Source organism: Castellaniella caeni NBRC 101664 (assembly GCF_001592225.1).
Lineage (GTDB): Bacteria > Pseudomonadota > Gammaproteobacteria > Burkholderiales > Burkholderiaceae_B > Castellaniella > Castellaniella caeni.
Map to the genome: position 1 here is coordinate 68,549 of NZ_BCWN01000005.1, position 20,259 is coordinate 88,807.

At 65.9% G+C, this 20,259-nt stretch carries 15 protein-coding genes; 10 read left to right on the forward strand and 5 right to left on the reverse strand.

Annotated features, from left to right (window positions below; translation table 11 throughout):
* Positions 1–76: 76 nt before the first annotated feature.
* The 3 genes from CCA01S_RS04775 to CCA01S_RS04780 all read left to right on the forward strand — a co-directional run bounded on the left by CCA01S_RS04775 (position 77) and on the right by CCA01S_RS04780 (position 3,053).
* The gene (locus CCA01S_RS04775) at positions 77–2,371 is read left to right on the forward strand and encodes a TonB-dependent siderophore receptor (RefSeq protein ID WP_066454823.1); all 2,295 of its coding nucleotides are present in this window, start codon (positions 77–79) and stop codon (positions 2,369–2,371) included.
* Positions 2,372–2,524: 153 nt separating this feature from the next.
* Positions 2,525–2,830 carry a BrnT family toxin gene (locus tag CCA01S_RS15195; protein WP_084386488.1) on the forward strand — a complete coding sequence of 102 codons (306 nt, stop codon included), beginning with the start codon at positions 2,525–2,527 and terminating at the stop codon, positions 2,828–2,830.
* Positions 2,778–3,053, forward strand: a complete 276-nt coding sequence (locus CCA01S_RS04780) for a BrnA antitoxin family protein (protein ID WP_066454825.1) — start codon at positions 2,778–2,780, stop codon at positions 3,051–3,053. Before CCA01S_RS15195 ends, CCA01S_RS04780 begins: the two co-directional genes overlap by 53 nt.
* On the opposite strand, the gene CCA01S_RS04785 is transcribed toward CCA01S_RS04780, so the two are convergent.
* Positions 3,050–3,748, reverse strand: coding sequence for a hypothetical protein (locus CCA01S_RS04785; RefSeq protein WP_066454827.1), 699 nt, complete (start codon positions 3,746–3,748; stop codon positions 3,050–3,052). The genes CCA01S_RS04780 and CCA01S_RS04785 overlap by 4 nt on opposite strands.
* Positions 3,749–3,991: 243 nt before the next feature.
* Here CCA01S_RS04785 and CCA01S_RS04790 point away from each other — a divergent pair, with 243 nt between their 5' ends.
* The 3 genes from CCA01S_RS04790 (at position 3,992) to pgi (ending at position 9,407) form a co-directional block, all read left to right on the forward strand.
* Positions 3,992–6,415 (forward strand): 3-hydroxyacyl-CoA dehydrogenase/enoyl-CoA hydratase family protein, encoded by a 2,424-nt coding sequence (locus CCA01S_RS04790; RefSeq protein WP_066454830.1) that lies wholly within the window; start codon positions 3,992–3,994, stop codon positions 6,413–6,415.
* 11 nt (positions 6,416–6,426) lie between these two features.
* Entirely contained in the window at positions 6,427–7,623 is a 1,197-nt protein-coding gene (locus CCA01S_RS04795; RefSeq protein WP_066454832.1) for an acetyl-CoA C-acyltransferase, read from the forward strand.
* A 143-nt stretch (positions 7,624–7,766) separates the two neighbouring features.
* Positions 7,767–9,407 carry a glucose-6-phosphate isomerase gene (pgi, locus tag CCA01S_RS04800; protein ID WP_084386490.1) on the forward strand — a complete coding sequence of 547 codons (1,641 nt, stop codon included), beginning with the start codon at positions 7,767–7,769 and terminating at the stop codon, positions 9,405–9,407.
* A 136-nt stretch (positions 9,408–9,543) separates the two neighbouring features.
* Here the strand turns inward: pgi and CCA01S_RS04805 are convergent, their stop codons facing one another.
* Positions 9,544–10,920, reverse strand: coding sequence for an alanine/glycine:cation symporter family protein (locus CCA01S_RS04805; protein ID WP_066454833.1), 1,377 nt, complete (start codon positions 10,918–10,920; stop codon positions 9,544–9,546).
* Between the two features lie 266 nt (positions 10,921–11,186).
* Here CCA01S_RS04805 and CCA01S_RS04810 point away from each other — a divergent pair, with 266 nt between their 5' ends.
* The 4 genes from CCA01S_RS04810 to CCA01S_RS04825 all read left to right on the forward strand — a co-directional run bounded on the left by CCA01S_RS04810 (position 11,187) and on the right by CCA01S_RS04825 (position 17,722).
* Positions 11,187–11,954, forward strand: a complete 768-nt coding sequence (locus CCA01S_RS04810) for a helix-turn-helix domain-containing protein (protein WP_103035243.1) — start codon at positions 11,187–11,189, stop codon at positions 11,952–11,954.
* Between the two features lie 72 nt (positions 11,955–12,026).
* Complete coding sequence (hemE, locus tag CCA01S_RS04815) at positions 12,027–13,094, forward strand: uroporphyrinogen decarboxylase (protein ID WP_258005616.1); 1,068 nt, start codon at positions 12,027–12,029, stop codon at positions 13,092–13,094.
* A gap of 248 nt (positions 13,095–13,342) precedes the next feature.
* Positions 13,343–15,460 carry a primosomal protein N' gene (locus CCA01S_RS04820; protein ID WP_066454835.1) on the forward strand — a complete coding sequence of 706 codons (2,118 nt, stop codon included), beginning with the start codon at positions 13,343–13,345 and terminating at the stop codon, positions 15,458–15,460.
* A gap of 3 nt (positions 15,461–15,463) precedes the next feature.
* The gene (locus tag CCA01S_RS04825) at positions 15,464–17,722 is read left to right on the forward strand and encodes a UvrD-helicase domain-containing protein (RefSeq protein WP_066454838.1); all 2,259 of its coding nucleotides are present in this window, start codon (positions 15,464–15,466) and stop codon (positions 17,720–17,722) included.
* A 221-nt stretch (positions 17,723–17,943) separates the two neighbouring features.
* Here CCA01S_RS04825 and CCA01S_RS04830 read toward each other — a convergent pair whose 3' ends face one another.
* From CCA01S_RS04830 to CCA01S_RS04840, 3 genes are all read right to left on the reverse strand, one after another.
* On the reverse strand, positions 17,944–18,171 hold the full coding sequence (locus tag CCA01S_RS04830) for a hypothetical protein (RefSeq protein WP_066454847.1): 228 nt from the start codon (positions 18,169–18,171) through the stop codon (positions 17,944–17,946).
* Positions 18,172–18,480: 309 nt separating this feature from the next.
* Entirely contained in the window at positions 18,481–19,221 is a 741-nt protein-coding gene (locus CCA01S_RS04835) for an enoyl-CoA hydratase/isomerase family protein (protein ID WP_373278617.1), read from the reverse strand.
* Entirely contained in the window at positions 19,212–20,189 is a 978-nt protein-coding gene (locus CCA01S_RS04840) for an NAD(P)H-dependent flavin oxidoreductase (protein ID WP_066454851.1), read from the reverse strand. The genes CCA01S_RS04835 and CCA01S_RS04840 overlap by 10 nt, the downstream gene beginning before the upstream one ends.
* Positions 20,190–20,259: the final 70 nt, after the last annotated feature.

Below are 20,259 nucleotides of genomic sequence, written 5' to 3' on the forward strand. Positions count from 1 at the left end.
ACAATTGTTATTTATATTCTTGTGAATCTTGATAGTTCTCATTCTCCAACCTCAATCCGCAACCGAAGGACGCTTCATGCCGCTTTCCAACCGACCCGCCCCGGCGCTGCCCACGCTGGGGCTTTGCCTTGCTCTAGGGGTGCTGGCTCCGGCCACCCAGGCGCAGTCCACCGATTCGACGGGTGCGGACGTCACCCAGCTGGATCGCGTGGTCGTCAAGGCCGAGCAAGAGCTCAAGCAGACCCCGGGCGCGTCCACCATCACCGCCGCCGACATCCAGAAGTCGCCGCCCGCCAATGACGTGTCGGAAATCATCCGCACCATGCCGGGGGTGAACCTCACCGGTAATTCGTCCAGCGGCCAGCGCGGCAACAACCGCCAGATCGACATCCGCGGCATGGGCCCGGAAAACACCCTGATCCTGATCGACGGCAAACCGGTGTCTTCGCGCGGGTCGGTGCGCTTTGGCTGGCGCGGCGAGCGCGACACACGCGGCGATACCAACTGGGTGCCACCCGAACAGATCGAACGCATCGAAGTGCTGCGCGGCCCGGCGGCGGCGCGCTACGGCAACGGCGCCGCCGGCGGCGTGGTGAACATCATCACCAAACCCGCCTCGGACAAGCTCACCGGCTCGGTGTCGGTGTATGCCAACGCCCCCGAGCACAGCGACGAGGGCTCGACCGCCCGCACCACCTTCAGCCTGGCTGGCCCACTGTCTGACAGCCTGGATTTTCGCCTCACCGGCAGCGCCGCCAATTTCCAGGGGGATGCGTACGACATCAATGAGGGGCATCAAACTCTCAGAAAAGGGGGCAATGAAGGCACTTTCCCTGCCGGTCGCGAGGGTTTCAAGAACCGCGACATTAACGGCGTATTGAGCTGGAAACCCGCCGCTGGTCATAAGATTGATTTCGAGGCCAGCTATGGTCGTGAAGGCAACATCTATGTTGGCGATACACAGAATACTAATACCGATAAGAAAACGGGCTATGTAAAGAGTTCTCTTGGTGGGGAAACAAACCGTATCTATCGACAGGCCTATTCCATCTCTCACAATGGTGACTGGAATGCGGATACCCATACCCTTAGCTACTTGCAGTACGAACAGACACGCAACACCCGTCTTCTAGAAGGCTTGGCTGGTGGTACGGAAGGGTTGTTTGCGGGGCAGGAGTTTGGTGATATCAATCTGCGCACGCTGACGGCTCACACCGAACTGAATCGCCGCCTGAATTGGGGCGGCATCGACCAGATGGGTACGTTTGGGCTGGAGTGGGTGCGTCAGGATCTGGAAGACTATGCCTCTGACCTGTCGAAGCGAAATTTGTCGGGTGTGCCTGCTTTCCCGATGGTTTATCAGCCTAAGGCGCATGCGAACATCTATTCAGTGTTCGCAGAGGACAACTTGTATGTCGGCGATCGGTGGACGGTGACACCAGGCCTGCGTTTTGACCATCATAGCCTCCAAGGTAACAATTGGAGCCCTTCGCTGAATCTGTCCTATCTAGTCAACGAACAATGGACGGTCAAGGCTGGTATCGCCCGGGCCTACAAGGCACCTAATCTTTACCAAAGTAATTCCGGCTATGTGCTCTATAGCGCAGGCAATGGCTGCTGGGGCAACCCGCCGGGAGGCCCTGATGGCTGCTTCCTGATGGGCAACTCCGATTTGAAGGCAGAGACCAGCATCAACAAGGAATTGGGGGTTGAATTTCGCAGCCCTGATGGCTTGGGTGCCAGCTTGACCTATTTTCACAATGATTATCGCGATAAGATCGAGGCGGGGCGTACGCCTGTAGGCTCTTTCATGGGGATCAGCGGTAATCCGCCTGCGTTGCATACGCAAAATATTTTCCAATGGGAAAACATCCCCCGTGCCGTCGTACAGGGCATCGAGGGCAACCTGACTTGGCCCTTCGCTCAAGACTGGCTGTGGTCGACCAACTTCACCTATATGATCGAGTCGAAGAACAAGGAGACCGGCGAACATCTGTCCACCATCCCCGAGTACACGATCAACAGCGCGCTGGATTGGTCTGTGACGTCGGCTTGGTCACTGCGCGCCAAGGCGACGGTCTATGGCGAACAGGAAGGGCCGAAGTATGACTACTACGGCCAGCCCTTGACGGGCAGCGCCACGGACAAAGTTCCGCCTTATGCCTTGTTCGGCCTGAGCACACAGTACAAGGTCAACAAGCATCTGCGTGTGACGGCGGGCGTCGATAACGTATTCGACAAGCGCATCTTCCGCCGGGGCAATGCGATTGGCGTCAATATCGGTACTGGTAATGATATCTACGGCGCGGGCGCCTACACCTACAACCAGCCCGGCCGCCTCTTCTTCATGGAAGTGACCAGCTCGTTCTGATTGATCTGTCGCTGTGAAAAGTTCGTCCCATGTCCCCTTTTCCCAAGAGGCATGGGACTTTTACCATGGGGCGTATCACGTGCGTGTCCAAGACGATCGTGGTCTTGCCAGGCACCCTGAATGTAATTACAATTTACATGAGTGCAGCGTCCTGTGGAAATCGAATATGATCCTGCCAAAAATATTCGGAACATCGCTGACCGCGGCTTGTCGTTCGAGCGTGTGCGAGACCTGGACTGGAATAAGACGCTGGTCATCCAGGATAGGTGCAAGGACTATGCGGAGCCGCGCTTCCAGGCGCTGGGGCCGATACAAGGGCGCCTGCATGTGGTGATTTTTACGGTCAGGGGCGTGGCATTGCGTGTCATCAGTTTGCGTAAAGCCAATGTGCGTGAGGTGGCTCAATATGAAAAAACCGGATCCCGAATTATCCGATGCCGACAACCCGGAATGGAGTGATGCGGATTTCGCGCGGGCGCGGCCTGCCGCCGAAGTGCTGCCGGTCGCCTTGCACGAGAAATTGGGCATACGCCGTCGAGGCCCGCAAAAGGCGCCCGTCAAAAAGCTGATCACGATCCGCTTGTCGCCTGAGGTCGTTGACGGCTTTCGAGCGTCGGGGCCGGGTTGGCAAGCGCGGGTGGATGCCGTGCTGAAGACTTGGCTGAAGACGCATCGCGCCTAGGTCGTTTTCCTTGGCCGTCCCCGAGGTGCCGGGCTGACGCGCCGCGACGCCAGGCGCCCCAGGTGCGATAGAAAAATCTTTTCCCCCAGGGCCCACTGACCGAGCAGGGCCGCTTCGATCTGCCGCCCTTGTGATTCGGGCAGGCCGTCGGTCAGGCGCTTGCGCCAGGCGGCCTGGCGCGCAAACGGCGTGTCGCCTTCGCGCCAGTAGTCGGGATGGTCGCGCAGCATGCCCGATGCCGCGTCGTGCCCGGACGGCGTCAGGCCCGTGTGTTCGTTGGCCGACGACCAGGGCCACTGGGTCGCCAGCGATACCTGGCCCGTAGCGACGGCCAGCGACTCGACCCAGATCATGGCGGGCAGCACCCAGCGGCCCGGTTCCAGCAGGGCATTGTGATAGCGGCCCGCGTACACCCGGGCGCGCAGCAGCCCTGAGCCCATGCGCCGCCCCAGGGCCTGCATCAGGCGGGGCAGGGCCTGGTCATCGCCGGGTGTGACCAGCAGGGTGATGCGGTCGGGCAAAACGGCCCAGGCGTGAACCGATACGGGCGCGCGCGCCGCTTCGGCCAGCCAGCCGGCGATCGTGTCCAGCGCTTCCGCGGGCGCGGGCGCGTCGGCGGGCGCCAGGGGCCGGGCAAGCCGGGCTTGCACCAGTTGTGGAACGCGGGGAGCATACAGGCGAGACAGACGGGCCATGGGGGTATCTTGCAGCCGCCTTGAGGCGGCACAGGCGTCAAGAACCTGAAATTATAGAGAACGAATAAAATTCAAACGATCGTTTGAATTTTGGCTGCAAATCAGCGACAATCAGAAGATCGGCTTTCGGTAAGGGATCGGAGGATGCCCGGAACCAGAGGATGCCTGGAGTACCCGGCTTCCGGGGCCGACACAGCAAGCCCCCATCCGGGATCTGCCATCATTGTGAGAGGACACCATATCATGCAAACCAGTCAGTCCGCCCCCCTGTTCATCCGCCGCGTGGCGGTGTGCGGCGCCGGGGTCATGGGCGCGCAGATTGCCGCCCATTGTGTCAACGCCGGCGTGCCGGTGGTACTGTTCGACTTGGCCAAAGACGACGGCAAGGGCGGCAAGAACGCCATCGTGCAGCGCGCCATCGCGCAGCTGAAGAAACTGAACCCCGCGCCGCTGGGCGTGACCAAGCTGGCCGAACTCATCACCCCGGCCAACTACGACGAAGACCTGCACCTGCTGGCCGATTGCGACGTGGTCATCGAAGCCATCGCCGAACGGCTGGACTGGAAGCGCGACCTCTATCACAAGCTGGCTCCGGCCCTGAACCCGCACGCCATTGTGGCCAGCAATACCTCGGGCCTGTCGATCACGTCCTTGTCCGAGGCCCTGCCCGAAACCCTGCGCCACCGCTTCTGCGGTGTGCACTTCTTCAACCCGCCGCGCTACATGCCGCTGGTGGAACTCATCCCCACCGCCGCCACCGAACCGGCCCTGCTCGATCACCTCGAAACCTTCCTGGTCTCGCAGCTGGGCAAGGGCGTCGTGCGCGCCAAAGACACCCCCAATTTCATCGGCAACCGCATCGGCGTGTTTGGCATTCTGTCGGTGTTCCACCATACGCAGGCTTTCGATCTGCCCTACGAACTGGTGGATGATCTCACCGGCACGCGCCTGGGCCGGGCCAAGTCGGGCACGTTTCGCACGGCCGACGTCGTGGGCCTGGACACCCTGGCGCACGTCATCAACACCATGCAGGAACAGCTGCCGGGCGACCCCTTCCACGCGCACTTCACCATCCCGCCCGTGCTGGCGGCCCTGATCGAAAAAGGCGCCCTGGGGCAAAAGACCAAGGCCGGCTTCTTCAAGAAGGAAGGCAAGAAGATTCTGCGCCTCGACCCCAAGGCGGGCGAGTACGTGCCCTCCGGCGAGAAGGCCGACGATGAAGTCAAGGACATCCTCAAAGAGCGCGATCCCGCCGCCCGCCTGCAGGCCTTGCACGATTCCGACCACCCGCAAGCCCAGTTTGTCTGGGCGGTGCTGCGCGATACCTTCCACTACAGCGCGGTGCACCTGGGTGAGATCGCCGACAGCGCCCGTGAACTGGATCAGGCCATGAAGTGGGGCTTTGGCCACAGCTTCGGGCCGTTTGAAATCTGGCAGGCCGCCGGCTGGCAGCGGGTGGCGGGCTGGATCAACGAAGACATTGCCGCGGGCAAGACGCTGTCGTCCGCGCCGTTACCCGCCTGGGTCACCAGCGGCCCGGTGTGGGACAAACAGGCGGTGCACACGCCCGAAGGCTCGTTCAGCCCGGCGCAAAACGCCTATGTGCCGCGCAGTACGCTGGCCGTCTATCAGCGCCAGATCGGCGCGCCGCGCCTGGTGGGCGAAGGCCCGGCCATCCAGCCCAAGGTCGTGTTCGAGAACGACGCCGTGCTGTGCTGGACGCTGCCCGCGCCGCACCCGCAGGATGTGCTCATCACGTCTTTCAAGACCAAGATGCACACACTCAGCCCGGACGTGGTGCGCGGTGTCTTGCACGCCGTCGATCTGGCCGAACAAGGTTACAAGGCCATGGTCATCGGCCAGCTCGAAGACCCGTTCTCGGCCGGGGCCGACCTCAAGGCCATGCTGCCCGCCTTCATGACGGGTGGCGTCAAGGCCGTCGAGCCCATCCAGAAAGAAATGCAGGACATGGTGCTGCGCCTGCGCTATGCCCAGGTGCCGGTGGTGGCCGCCGTGGCGGGCCTTGCGCTGGGCGGTGGCTGCGAGCTGTCGGTGCATTGCGCCCGTCGCGTCGCCCATCTCGAAACCTACATCGGCCTGGTCGAAGTAGGCATCGGCCTGGTGCCGGGTGCGGGCGGCATGACCTACAGCGCGCGCCGCGCCGCGGAAATCCAGGCGCAGTCGGCGCCGGACGCTCCGCTGCTGGCCTACGTGAAGAATTTCGTGCTGTCCGTGGCCACGGCCCGCGTGTCCAAGTCGGCGCTCGAAGCGCGTGAAATCGGCTACCTGCGCGATTCCGACCCCATCGTCATGAACCGTCACGAACTGCTGTACGTGGCCGTGCGCGAGGCCGCCAACCTGGCCGAGCAGGGCTACCGTCCACCGCTGGCGGCGCGTTTCCCGGTGGCCGGGCGCGACGCCATCGCCACCCTGCGCGCGCAGCTGGTGAACATGCTCGTGGGCGGCTACATCAGCGAGTACGACTTCCACATCGGCCTGGAAGTGGCCACGGCCATCTGCGGCGGGGACGTCGATCCCAACAGTCTGGTGGATGAAGCCTGGATGCTCAAGCTCGAGCGCCAGGCCTTCCTGAGCCTGCTCGCCAATCCCAAGACTCAAGAGCGTATTGCCGGGCTGCTGCAAACCGGCAAGCCCGTGCGCAATTAAGGAGACATTCGATGACTGCTCTGCAACAAGCTTATATCGTCGCGGCGACCCGCACGCCCATTGGCAAGGCCCCGCGCGGCATGTATTCCCACACCCGGCCCGACGACCTGCTGGCCAAGGCCATTCGTGGCGTGCTGGCCCAGGCGCCCACGCTCGACCCGGCGGCCATTGAAGACGCCATCGTCGGTTGCGCCATCCCCGAAGGCCCGCAGGGGCTGAACGTGGCACGCATCGGCGCGCTGCTGGCGGGGTTGCCGCAGTCCGTGGCCGGGGTCACGGTCAATCGCTTCTGCGCCTCGGGCCTTACTGCCGTGGCCATGGCCGCCGACCGCATTCGCGTGGGCGAGGCCGACGTCATGCTGGCCTGCGGCACCGAGTCCATGAGCCTGGTGCCCACCATGGGCATCAACACCTCGTTCAGCCCCGACGTGTACCTGAACGACGAAAACATCGGCATTGCCTACGGCATGGGGTCTACCGCCGAACAGGTGGCCAATCGCTGGGATATCTCCCGCGAAGACCAGGACGCCTTTGCCCTGCGCTCGCACCAGCGTGCGCTGGCCGCCCAGAAGTCGGGCGAATTCACCGACGAGATGCTGCCGGTGGAGATCGTGCGCCGCGTGCCTGACCTCGCCACGGGCGAAGTGCGCGAAACCCGTCATACCGTCGCCCTGGACGAAGGCCCGCGCGCCGATACCAGCCTGGAAGTGCTGTCGCGTCTGCGCCCCGTGTTCGCCGCCAAGGGCAGTGTGACGGCGGGCAACAGCTCGCAGACTTCGGACGGGGCGGGCGCCCTGCTGGTGGTGTCCGAGCGCGCCCTGAAAGCGCACAACCTCACGCCGCTGGCGCGCTTTGTGTCCTTTGCCGTGCGCGGCGTGCCGCCCGACATCATGGGGATCGGCCCGAAAGAGGCGATTCCGGCCGTGCTGAAGAAGGCGGGCCTGACGCTTGATCAGATGGGCTGGATCGAGCTGAACGAAGCCTTTGCCGCGCAGTCGCTGGCCGTCATCCGCGACCTGGGGCTGAACGAAGAGGTGGTCAACCCCATGGGCGGCGCCATTGCCCTGGGCCACCCCCTGGGGGCCACGGGCGCCATCCGCTCGGCCACCACTATCCACGCCATGCGCCGCCACAATCTGCAGTACGGCATGGTGACCATGTGCGTGGGCACCGGCATGGGGGCCGCGGGCATTTACGAGCGCTGCTGATACGCGGCGTATCCGGCCAGGGTCATCTGGCCGGATGCTTCTTCGCCTGATGACTGATTGAAATACGGCACCTTCGGGTGCCGTATTGCGTATCACAGTGGCGCCGCAGAAAATGGCGGCTCGCTTCCTCTTATACTTTCGCCATGTCCAATGCTCCTTCTCGTTTCCTGGTCACCGCGCGCGCGCCGCTGACTGAACTGCCTGCGTGGAAGCGCTTCGTGGTGGCGGCGCAAACCTGTGCGGCGCGCGCCGATGAGCTCGACCTCATCGAGGCGCCAGGGCTGGTGCTGGATGCCAGCGGCCAGCGACATGCGCCCGAGTTGCTCGCTGCCGGAGAGGCCCTGCTCGAAGCCCGGGGGTTTGCCGAGCAGCGCCAGCGCCTGCTGGCGGGCGACGAGGTCAACGTGACCGAGCATCGTGCCGCCTGGCATACGATTCTGCGCGCGCCCACGGCCCCGACTGACGTCCAGGCCGAACGCGAGCGCATGGATGCCTGGGTGCGCCGCGCCGACGCCGAGCGCCGCTGGCGCCACATCGTCCACGTCGGCATCGGTGGTTCCGATTGGGGTGTGCGGCTGGCCGTGTCCGCCTTTGGGTATGCGGGCACCTGGCGTGACGTGCGTTTCGTGGCCAACATCGATGGCCATGCCATCGAGGGCGGGCTCGCCGGGCTTGATCCGCGCGACACTCTCGTCGTGCTGGTCTCCAAGTCGTTCACCACGTCCGAAACCCTGGAAAACGGCGCCCGGGCACGCGAATGGCTGGTCGCGGCAGGGCTCGATCCCGCCGACCACCTGGTGGCCGTCACGGCGCGCCCTGAACGCGCGCGTGCCTGGGGCATTCCAGAGGCGCAGATCTTCCGTCTCTGGGACTGGGTGGGTGGACGTTTTTCCATCTGGTCGGCGGTCAGCCTCACCACGGCGCTGTCGGTGGGGTCGGACGTGCTGGCGGGGCTGCGCATGGGGGCGGCGGCCATGGATGCGCACTTTGCCCAGGCACCCCTGCTGGCCAACGCGCCCGTGCGCATGGCGCTGGCGGGCATCGTCAACCGCAGCATTCTGGGCCATGGCTCCCTGAACATTGCGCCCTACGATTCGCGCCTGGCCAATCTGGTGCCGTATGTGCAGCAGCTGGACATGGAATCCCTGGGCAAGTCAGTCGATCTGGCCGGGCGGCCCGTGGGCGTGCCCACCGGCCCCGCCGTCTGGGGCATGCCGGGCACGGATGCGCAACACACGTTTTTTCAGTGGATGCACCAAGGCAGCGATGGCGCGCCGGTGGATTTCATCCTCTGCAGCCAGGCGGATCATCACTGGGCTTCGCACCACCGGCAGCTGCTGGCCAATTGCCTGGCCCAGCGCGAGGCGCTGATGCGCGGCAAGACGCTGGCGCAGGCGCGCGCCGAATGCCTGGCCGAGGGCCTGACGCCCGAGCAGGCCGACTGGCTGGCGCCGCACCGCGTGCATCCGGGGGGGCGCCCCAATCATTTGATCGTACTGCCCCGCTTGTCACCGTATTCGCTGGGGGCCTTGCTGGCGCTCTATGAGCACCGGGTCTTCACCCAGGGTGTCATCTGGGGCATCGACCCCTTCGATCAGTGGGGGGTGGAATACGGCAAGGTGCTGGCGCGCGGCATCGCGCAGGCGCTGCAGCCGGTGGCCAGCGAAGCCCGTTGGGACAGCGCGCTGGATACGGTGGCGCAGACTGCCGCCACGCGTCCTGCCGATCGTCCGAGTGACCACGACGCCTCTACCTGTCACTGGATCGCGCAGCTGCGCGGTTGATGAATCAGCTGGATGTGGCGGTGGCGCGATCCGGTAAAGCGCGGGCTTGAAGTCATCCTGAAATGAAAAAGCCATCGTCTGGGCGTGACGATGGCTTTGCGCGCCCCTCGCCGATGCGGCGAGGGATTGGGGTGGCTTACTTGCCTTGCAGGCTCAGTTCACCGGCCTCGGCGCGGTTCTTGAAGTAGTCGCGTGTCAGCTTGACGATGACCGGGCTGAGCAGGATCAGGGACACCAGGTTGGGCAGGGCCATCAGGCCGTTGAGGGTGTCGGCCATGAGCCAGGCGAAGTCCAGTTGCGTGATGGCGCCAAAGGGGATGGCAATCACCCAGATGACGCGGTAGGGCACGGTGGACTTCGTGCCCAGCAGGAACTCCCAGCACTTCTCGCCGTAGTAGCTCCAGCCCAGGATGGTGGTGAAGGCGAAGATCACGAGCGCGATGGTGAGGATGATGCCGCCCATGCCGGGCATGGATACCTCAAAGGCCATGGCCGAGAGTTCGGCGCCGCTCTTGCCGCTGCTCCAGACCCCCGAGCAGACGATCGCCAGCCCGGTGATGCTGCAGATGATGAGGGTGTCGATGAACGTGCCCATCATGCCGATCAGGCCCGACTCAACCGCGTTGCTGGTCGTGCCGGCGGCCTGGGCGATCCCGGCCGAACCCAGGCCCGCCTCGTTCGAGAAGATGCCGCGGGCGACACCGAAGCGGATGGCGGCCATGACGGCGGCGCCGGCAAAGCCACCCGTGGCGGCGATGGGCGAGAAAGCGTGGGTGAAGATGAGGTCGAGCGCTTCGGGGATGCGATCGACGTTGACGGCCAGCACGACCAGGCCGGCCAGCACGTAGGCCACGCACATGAAGGGCACCAGCGAGGCGGCCACGACGCCGATGCGCTTGATGCCGCCGAGGATCACCAGGCCGATCAGGATCATGGTGACCACGCCAGTCACCCAGCCGGGCACGTGGAAGGTGGCTTCCAGCGCCTGGGCCATGCTGTTGACCTGCACCATGTTGCCGATGCCAAAGCCGGCCAGGCCGCCGAAGATGGCGAAGGCGAAGCCCAGCCACAGCCACTTGCGGCCCAGGCCGTTCTTGATGGCGTACATGGGGCCGCCGGCGTGTTCGCCGCGCTTGTCTTTTTCGCGGAAATGAACGGCAACGACCACTTCGCAGTATTTGGTGGCCATGCCGACCAGCGCCGTGCACCACATCCAGAACAGGGCGCCCGGGCCGCCGACGGCGATGGCGGTGGCGACCCCGGCAATATTGCCGGTGCCGACGGTGGCGGCCAGGCAGGTCATCAGGGCTTCAAAGGGGCTGATTTCCCCGGTGGCGGCGTCGCCGCGGTGGCGCCCGCGCCAGATCATGGCAAAGCCGGTGCCGATGCGGCGCAGCGGCATGAACCGCAGCAGCAGCATCAGGAAAAATCCTGTGCCCAGAATCAGCACCAGCATGGGTGGGCCCCAGACCAGGCCGTTGACGTCGTTGACGAGTGTGGTGAGGAATTCCAAAGGGTGTCTCCCGCTTCCTGATATAAATTGGCCGCCATGCTACCACCATGGTTTCAGCTGAAATCCCTGAAATTTGGAAGAAACCAGCAATAATTTCCAAAAAACACACGATCAGACCGTAAGCAAGGGTAATCCCTAGCGTAATTTTGCGACTACCGCGCGGCGTGCGGCCTTCGTATCCTGCTGCCTGACAGACGAATTCATAACCGGACGCGTCGACCGCCCTGTTGTCCAGGGCGTGTCGCGTCAACCACAGGAGAACCGAGATGCGGGAACGAATCGATTGTGCCTTGCTGGCACCGGGGCATGCCGATTGGGCCATGGCGCTGGATGGCCGCTATCTGGGTGGGCGCCTGCAGCTGCATGGCGTGCAGACCGCGGGGGCGCCGCCAGAGCGCGTGCTGGATGACCCGGCCTTGGCCCGCGGGCGCTACGATGCGGCGCTGGCGTATGCCGACGGTGCCACGCTGTCGGCTTGGCGGCGGGCGCTCGCCGCCCGTGCGGGCACGCTGCCTGCGGTGCTGCTGATCTATGCCGTGGGCCTCAAGGCGCAGGCGATCCACGACCTCATCTCGCTGGGTGCCACCGATTTCGTCCAGGCGCCGTTTTGTCCCGAAGAACTGCGCGCGCGGCTGGAACACGCGCTCGACCGCCTGGCTCCCGTCAGCCTGGCCGAGCCCGCGCCCCGCTACGGCGCCGGGGGCGCGTGCGCGGCGCCCGGCATGCCCGTCCTGCCCGCCGAGGCCGCGTTGTGCGCATCCATTCTCAGCCGCTCCGGGGGCGAACTCGAGGCCTATGCCGTGGCCGTGGCCTTGCAGCGGGCCACCTCGCGCGATTCTTTCCGCGCCGCCAAGAGCCAGGTGGTGGCGCGCTTTGAACAAGCCTACATCCGCGCGGCGCTGGGGCGCCATGGCGGCAACATCACCTTGGCGGCCCGCACGGCACAGAAGCACCGTCGGGCTTTCTGGGCGCTGATGCGCAAGCACGATATCGACCCGGGCCCGTATCGGGTCGATCCGGGCGATGCCGGGTAAAATCCAGGGTCACTCTCTTGATAAGCCGATGCCCGCCCCGAAACGGCTGGGCATCCTACGGGATAATCCGACGTGACTCAGCTGAAAAACGATGTGTTCCTGCGCGCCCTGATGCGTGAGCCTGTTCCCTACACGCCCATCTGGATGATGCGCCAGGCAGGCCGCTACTTGCCCGAATACAACCAGACGCGGGCGCAGGCCGGGTCGTTTCTCGGCCTTGCGCAAAACCCCGAATACGCCTGCGAGGTCACCTTGCAGCCCCTGCGCCGTTTTGCCCTGGATGCCGCCATCCTGTTCTCCGATATTCTCACCGTACCCGACGCCATGGGCCTGGGGCTGCAGTTCGTGACGGGCGAAGGGCCGCGCTTCGAGCGGCCCCTGCGCGACGAAGCCGCGATCGCCGCCCTGCGGGCACCCGATCTCGACCGCTTGCGCTACGTCTTCGACGCCGTGTCGCTCGTCCGCCGCGAGCTCGACGGCAGCGTGCCGCTCATCGGCTTTTCGGGCAGCCCCTGGACACTGGCCTGCTACATGGTCGAAGGGCAGGGCAGCAGCGACTACCGGCAGATCAAGACGCTGCTGTATCAACGCCCCGACCTGCTGCACCGCATTCTCGGCCTCAACGCGCAGGCCGTGGCGGCTTATCTCAATGCCCAGATTCAGGCGGGCGCCCAGGCCGTCATGGTGTTCGACAGCTGGGGCGGTGTCCTCGCCGACGGCCTGTTCCAGCAGTTTTCTCTGGATTACACGCGGCAGGTCGTGGCCGGCCTGCAGCGTGAGCACGAAGGGCGGCGCGTGCCCGTCATCGTCTTCACCAAGGGCGGCGGGCAGTGGGTCGAAGCCATCGCCCAAAGCGGTTGCGACGCGGTGGGCCTCGACTGGACGGCCAACCTTGCCGCCGCGCGCCAGCGCGTGAACGACCGGGTGGCTTTGCAGGGCAATCTCGACCCCATGGCCTTGTTTGGCGGAGACGCCGCCATCCGGGCCGAAGCGCGCCGCGTCCTGGCTGATTTCGGGCCGGTGGGCCAGGGGGGGCACGTTTTCAACCTGGGGCATGGCATCTCGCAATTCACGCCACCCGAGGCCGTGGTTTCCCTGGTCGATGAAGTGCATACCGCCAGCCGGGCGTATCACGGCTGAGACAGCGCCCCGCCTGCCTTGCCGGGCGGGGCGTTTGAATGTTGTGCTTATGCACAATCGCGTGAACAGGCCGGTTTCGGGCGATGTCTTCTGAACAAATCTTGAATGACAACATAAATCATTGATTTATATAGAAAATACATCGTATTTTGAAGTTGTCCCCAGTGCTGGAGGCGCCCCGGCTGTATACGGCCCTCCTTTGTACCTTCCTTCTCCACAAAGTTATCCACAGGTTGCGCCATTGCCTCATGTCTGACCCTGTCTATCTGGCCGTTGCGCTGGATGTTCCCCTGCCTGGTCTGTTCGACTACGCGCATGACGTGCCTGTGGCGCCAGGCGTGCGCGTGCGGGTCATGTTTGGCCGCCGGGCCATGATCGGCATGGTGTGGGCGGTGCGCCAGCAGCCCCAGGTGGCGCCTGACAAGGTGCGCGCGATCGAATCGGTGCTCGACGACTTGCCGCCCCTGCCGGACGACTGGCTGCGGCTGGCCGGATTCGCGGCGCGCTACTATCACCACCCGCTGGGCGAAGTGGTGCTGCCGGCCCTGCCGCCTTCGTTGCGCAAGCCCTCGGCCTACACGGGGGCGCGCTCGGCGGGCGGCCCCGTCTGCCGGGCGGACAGGCGGCCCGGCGGCAGGCAGCCCCGGCACGCCGCCTCGGCACCCGGGACAGTAGCGGGCGCCGAGGCGGCGGTTGGCTCGCCAGACGCGGCGCGCGGCCAGGCGCCCCAGCTCACCGCGCATCAGCAGGCCGCCCTGGCCCGCCTGCAGACCCTGCTGTCAGGCGGGCATGGCGTGGCCTTGCTGCATGGCGTCACGGGCAGCGGCAAGACCGAGCTGTATCTGCGGCTGGCGCAGCAGGTGCTGGCCCAGGGGCGGCAAGTGCTGCTGCTGGTGCCCGAGATCAACCTCACGCCGCAGCTCGAGCAGGTGGTGCGAGACCGCCTCATGCCGGATGCGGCGGCGGGCGCACCTGGCCTGGCCATCATGCACAGCCGCCTCTCCGAGGGCGACCGGCTGCGCGCCTGGCTGCGCGTCAGCCGGGGCGAGGCCAGCCTCTTGCTGGGCACCCGCCTGGCCCTCATGACGCCCATGCCCCGCCTGGGGCTCATCGTGGTCGATGAAGAGCACGACGCGTCCTATAAACAGCAGGATGGTCTGCGCTATTCGGCGCGCGACCTCGCCATCTGGCGCGGGCACGATCTGGGCATCCCCGTGGTGCTCGGGTCGGCTACCCCCTCGCTGGAAACCTGGCGTCACGCCCAGGAAGGCGACTATCAGTACGTCAGCCTGCCCGAGCGGGCCCAGACCCAGCCGCTGCCCGACATCCGCCTGGTCGATACCCGCCGCGCGCAGCTCGAACAAGGCTTCACGCCCCAGTTGCTGCAGGCGCTTGAAGCGCGCCTGCGGCAGGGTGAACAAAGCCTGGTCTTCATCAACCGCCGCGGCTATGCGCCCGTGCTGCGCTGTCCGTCCTGCGGCTGGGTCAGCCAGTGCCGACAGTGCACGGCGCATACCGTCGTGCACCGCGCGTCGGGCCGTCGGGCCGTGCTGCAATGCCACCACTGCGGCGACACCCAGCCGGTGCCGCGCGCCTGTCCCGATTGCGGCGATCAAGACCTTCAGCCCATGGGGCGTGGCACGCAGCGGGTCGAAGAATTCCTGGCCGAACATTTTCCCCAGGCGCGCATCGTGCGCATCGATGCGGACGCAACGCGGCGCAAGGGCAGCGCCGAAGCCTTGTTCGCCCAGGTGCATGCGGGCGAGGCCGACATTCTGGTCGGCACGCAGATGGTTTCCAAGGGGCACGACTTCGCGGGGCTGGGCCTGGTGGGGGTGCTCAATGCCGACGCGGCCCTGTTCGCCCAGGATTTCCGCGCGCCCGAGCGCCTGTTTGCTCAACTGATGCAGGTGGCCGGACGGGCCGGGCGGCGGGCCGCGGGTGCCCAGGTGCTGGTGCAGACCGATTATCCCGACCAGGCGGTCTATCAGGCTTTGTGCCGCCATGATTATTCGGGCTTTGCGCAGGCCTCCCTGGCCGAGCGACAGGATCTGGGCCTGCCGCCGTTTTCCAGCCAGGCGCTGCTGACGGCGCAGGCGCCGCGCCTGGCCGACGCCCTCGATTTTCTGCTCGCGGTGCGGGACTGCGCCGCGTCCCTGCCCGAGGCGGCGGGCGTGCGGCTGTATGATGCCGTACCCCTGCGCGTGGTGCGGGTGGCCCGGGTCGAACGGGCCCAGCTGCTGCTCGAGTCCACCCGTCGCCCGGCCCTGCACCGGCTGCTGAACGCCCTGCTGCCCCGGCTCGACGCGCTGGCGGGCAGCGCGGCGCTACGCTGGGGCATCGAGGTCGATCCCCAGGATATCTGATTCATGAACACGCCTTTCGCCGCCGGCTTGCCGCCCGGTTCCACCTTGCCCGCCGGCTTGAACGCCCGCCAGCGCGAGGCGGTACTGTATCTCGATGGGCCATGCCTCGTGCTGGCAGGGGCGGGCAGCGGCAAGACGCGCGTCATCACGCAAAAAATGGCCTACCTGCTGCGCGAGTGTGGCTACCAGGCACGCCACGTGGTGGCGCTGACCTTCACCAACAAGGCGGCGCGCGAGATGAACGAGCGCGTGCGCACCCTGGTCGATCCGCGCCTGCTGCGCGGCCTGACCGTGGGCACTTTTCACTCGTTGGGTCTGCGCTTTCTGCGTGAGGAATATGCGCGGCTGGGCCTGAAGCGCGGCTTTTCCATCCTGGACGCGACCGATGCGCAAGGCATCGTCCAGGAACTGCTCGCCACGACCGACCGGGCCCGCCTGCGGGCGGTGCAGCAAACCATCTCTTTGTGGAAAAATGCCCTGCTCGATCCGGACGCCGCCGCGCGCGTGGCCCTGGGGCCGGACGAATCCGAAGCCGTGCGGGTGTACCGCAGCTACGAGGCCACCCTGCGGGCCTATCAGTCGGTCGATTTCGATGACCTCATCCGCCTGCCGGCCCAGCTGTTGGCCCGCGACGAGGAAACCCGCGCCCGCTGGCAGGCCCGCGTGCAATATCTGCTGGTGGACGAATACCAGGACACCAACGCCTGCCAGTACCAGCTGGTGCGCATGCTGTGCGGCGAACGCGCCCAGCTGACGGCGGTGGGTGACGACGATCAGGCCATCTACGCCTGGCGTGGGGCCACGGTGGAAAACCTGGCCCAGCTCGAACACGATTACCCAGCCCTGCGTCTCATCAAGCTGGAACAGAACTACCGCTCGGTGCAGCGCATCTTGCAGGCGGCCAACCAGGTCATCAGCCACAATCCGAAGACCTTCGACAAGACTCTGTGGTCCGAGCTGGGCGTGGGCGAACCCATCGGCGTGATGGCGATGGATTCCGACCTGATCGAGGCCGAATCCATCGCCATGCGGCTGTCGGCGGCGCGCTTCGAGCGCCAGGCGCAGTGGAAGGATTTTGCCGTGCTGTACCGTGGCAACCACCAGGCGCGGGTGATGGAGCAGGCGCTGCGTACCTTGCGCATCCCATACACCGTGTCGGGCGGGCAAAGTTTTTTCGACAAGGCCGAGGTGCGCGATGTGCTGGCCTGGCTGCGCCTGATCGCCAACGAGGACGAAGACCCGGCCTTCATCCGGGCGGCCACGACGCCGCGCCGAGGGATCGGCCAGGGCACTTTGCAGGCCCTCGGGGCCGAGGCCGCGCGGCGTAACGTCTCTTTGTATGCGGTCGCCGCCGAGGTCACCGAGGCCGTTTTGCCCGCGGCGCGCCAGCGCGAAATCCTGCGCGATTTCGTGCGCCTGATCCAGCACTTCCAGGTGCGTGCGGCGCAGCGCAACGGGGCGGCGGTGCTGCCGCTGCCCACGGCCCAGGTGCAGGGCGATTTGCTGGGCTTCGACCCCGATCCGCCCGCGCCGGGGACGGATCCGGCGCACGAGCTGGGCGCGCTGCGGGCTGCGTTGGCCGACGCGGGCGGCGCAACGCCTGCCGCACCGCCGGGGGCGGCCGCCGGGCCGGTGGGCGCCGATGGCCTGCAGCACGATCACGCGGGCCGGGTGCTCGACGATCTGTTGTCCGTCGTGGACTACGAACGCTATCTGTACGACCAGTTCGACGAGCGCCAAGCCCAGGCGCGCTGGGGCAACGTGCTGGAACTCATCGACTGGCTCAAGCGCAAGGCCGATGAGGACGACCTCACCGTGCTCGAGCTGGTGCAGCACGTGGCGCTGGTCACCATGCTCGAACGCTCGGACGACGAAGAACCCGACGCCGTCAAGCTGTCCACGCTGCACGCTTCCAAGGGGCTGGAGTTTCCCCACGTCTACCTGATCGGGGTGGAAGAAGGCCTGCTGCCGCACCGGGGGGGCGACGAGGACGGCGACGTGAGCGAGGCCGCCGTGGCGGCGCGCGTGCGGCGCATCCAGGAAGAGCGCCGCCTGATGTACGTGGGGATCACGCGCGCCCAGCGCACCTTGCAGATCAGCTGGTGCCGCAAGCGCCGACGGGGCCGCGAGGACACGGTGTGCGAGCCCTCGCGCTTCATCGCCGAGATGGGCCTGCAGGCCGAGGCTCCGCGATCCACCGAAGCGGCGGATCACGATCCCGACCGCACCCTCAGCCGCTTGAAAGATCTCCTCGGACGCTGAGCGCGTCGGGTGCAATATAGTGCTGCCGCACCGCACCGCACCGCACCGCACCGCACCGCACCGCACCGCACCGCACCGTGTTGTGTTGCGTTGTGATGTGCGCTGCCACGTGTCGTCGCAGTCAGCTTGCGCCTGGCCGGACAAAAGAAAGGGCCTTGCCGCGTTTGCGGCAAGGCCCTGAGCGCGCGCCCCGGCCCAGAGGCCGGGAGCTTTTGCACCGATTACCAGTACAGGCGCTTGTACAGCATGTTGCGGGCGCGCACCTCGACTTGGGCGTTGATGGTGCTGGCGATACCGCGGCCCACTGCCTTGGCGGCGCGACGCAGGCCATGCCCGATCTTCTTCAAGCCCTTGCCGATCGACAAAGGTTGCGATTCGTTCAGAATCGAATGGGCATAAGCGCGTTCAAGCGCATCAGACAGCAGGTTGGGTGTTTGTACGTAGTTCACGACTGACTCCTGTTTCAGAAGCTGCAGATTTCAACAAGGTCAGTATAGGGTAAACCCTAGAATAAAGATAGGGGTAAACCCTAATATCCCATGGGGGTGCCGTTTTATTGGAAAAACGGGCTGAAAGTGTGGTGAAAAGGCCCACAGGGCGGTCGGGCGAGGGGATGATGCCATGCCCATGCCCATGCCCATGCCCATGCCCATGCCCATGCCCATGCCCATGGCCGGGCGCGGTGCCCGATGTGGGACTTGCCGTGTGGCTGGTTTTGCCAGATCGGGGGCGGGACGCCGCACCGCCCCCGGCCTGGATCAGGCGCTCTTGCGGGCGAAGAACTGGCGAAAGGCCGCCTGCGCCTCGGCGGACTTCAGGCGCTCGAAGAACGCCTGGGCCTCGGTGTCGAGCACCTGGTGGATGGTGTCGCGCTCGGGGGCCCGCAGCAAGGTCTTGCTGGCCCGGACGGCCTGGATGGGCTGGGCGGCCAGGGCCTGGGCGCAGGCGCGGGCGGCGGCCAGCGGGTCGTCGGTGATCTCGCTGAGCAGCTGGCCGGCCAGGGCCTCGTCGGCGTCGAAGGGCTGGGCCTGCAGCAGCCAGCGGGCCGCGCGGCGCGCACCCGCCAGGCGCGGCAGCAGGTAGCTGGAGGCGCCTTCCGGGCACAGCCCGAGCGACACGAACGGCAGGCGGAAAACGGCGCTGCGGTCGGCGTAGACGAAGTCGCAGTGCGCCAGCAGGGTGACGCCCACGCCCACGGCCTGGCCTTGCACGGCGGCGATCACCGGGACGTTCACCGAGGCCAGGGTGTGCAGAAAGGCGATCGAGCCCACGTCCTGGGTGCTTTGCGGCATCTGGAACTCGGCCAGGTCGTTGCCCGCCGTGAAATGCCCGCCCGCGCCCGAGAGGATCACCGCCGCGCAGCCGACGTCGGCGTCCGCCGCCCGCAAGGCCTGCTCGATGTCCCGGTACATGGCGTCGGTCAGGGCGTTGCGGCGCTCGGGGCGGTCGATGAGGATTTCGAGGATGGGGCCGTGCTGTTCGAGGCGGATCATGCGCAGGTCTCCGTGGCGAAGTGGTCGCGCACCGCAAGCAGCGCCTGTTGATATTCGTCGCGCAGGCGCGCCACGATGGCGGCGGTGGGCAGCACGCCGTCGATGTTGCCGACGCCCTGGCCGGCCCCCCAGATGTCGCGCCAGGCCTTCTTGCTGTCGCTGCCGAAGTTTGTGCCGTGGGCGCTGGGCAGGTTGTCTGGATCCAGGCCGATGTTGCGCACGCAGGGTTTCAGATAATTGCCCGGGATGCCGGTGAAATAGGGCGTGTAGACGATGTCGGCAGCGGCGGTATCGACGATCATCTGCTTGTATTCAGGCTGGGCATTGGCCTCGGTGCTGGCAATGAAGCGCGTGCCCACGTAGGCGAAATCGGCGCCCATGGCGCGGGCGGCCAGCACGTCCTGGCCACGGCTGATGGCACCCGACAGGCAGATGGGGCCGTCGAAGATGCGCCGCACTTCGCCCAGCAGGGCAAAGGGCGAGAGCGTGCCCGCGTGGCCGCCGGCCCCGGCGCACACCAGGATCAGGCCGTCCACGCCGGCTTCGATGGCTTTTTGCGCGTGGCGCAGGGTGGTGACGTCGTGAAACACCTTGCCGCCCCAGCCGTGCACGGCATCCACCACCTGATTGGGCGCCCGCAGGCTGGTGATGATGAGCGGCACCCGGTGCCGGGCGCAGACTTCGAGGTCGTGCTGCAGCCGGTCGTTGGACTGGTGGATGATGTGGTTGATGGCGTAGGGGGGAACCGGGCGATCCGGCTCGGCGGCGCGCAGGGCGGCGAGGCCGTCTTCGATCTGGCTGAGCCATGCGTCGAGTTTTTCCTGCGGGCGGGCGTTGAGCGCCGGCATCGAGCCGATGATGCCGCTGGCGCATTGCGCCACGACCAGCTCGGGGTTGGATACGATGAACATCGGGGCTGCCATGACGGGCAGGCTCATGGACTGATGCAGTTCAGTCACTAAAGGGTGGGGCATAGGGTGTCTCCCGCAAGTGGTGGTTGCCTTGTGTGGCAGCCGGAGCAGTCCGGGCGCGCCAGGCAATCTC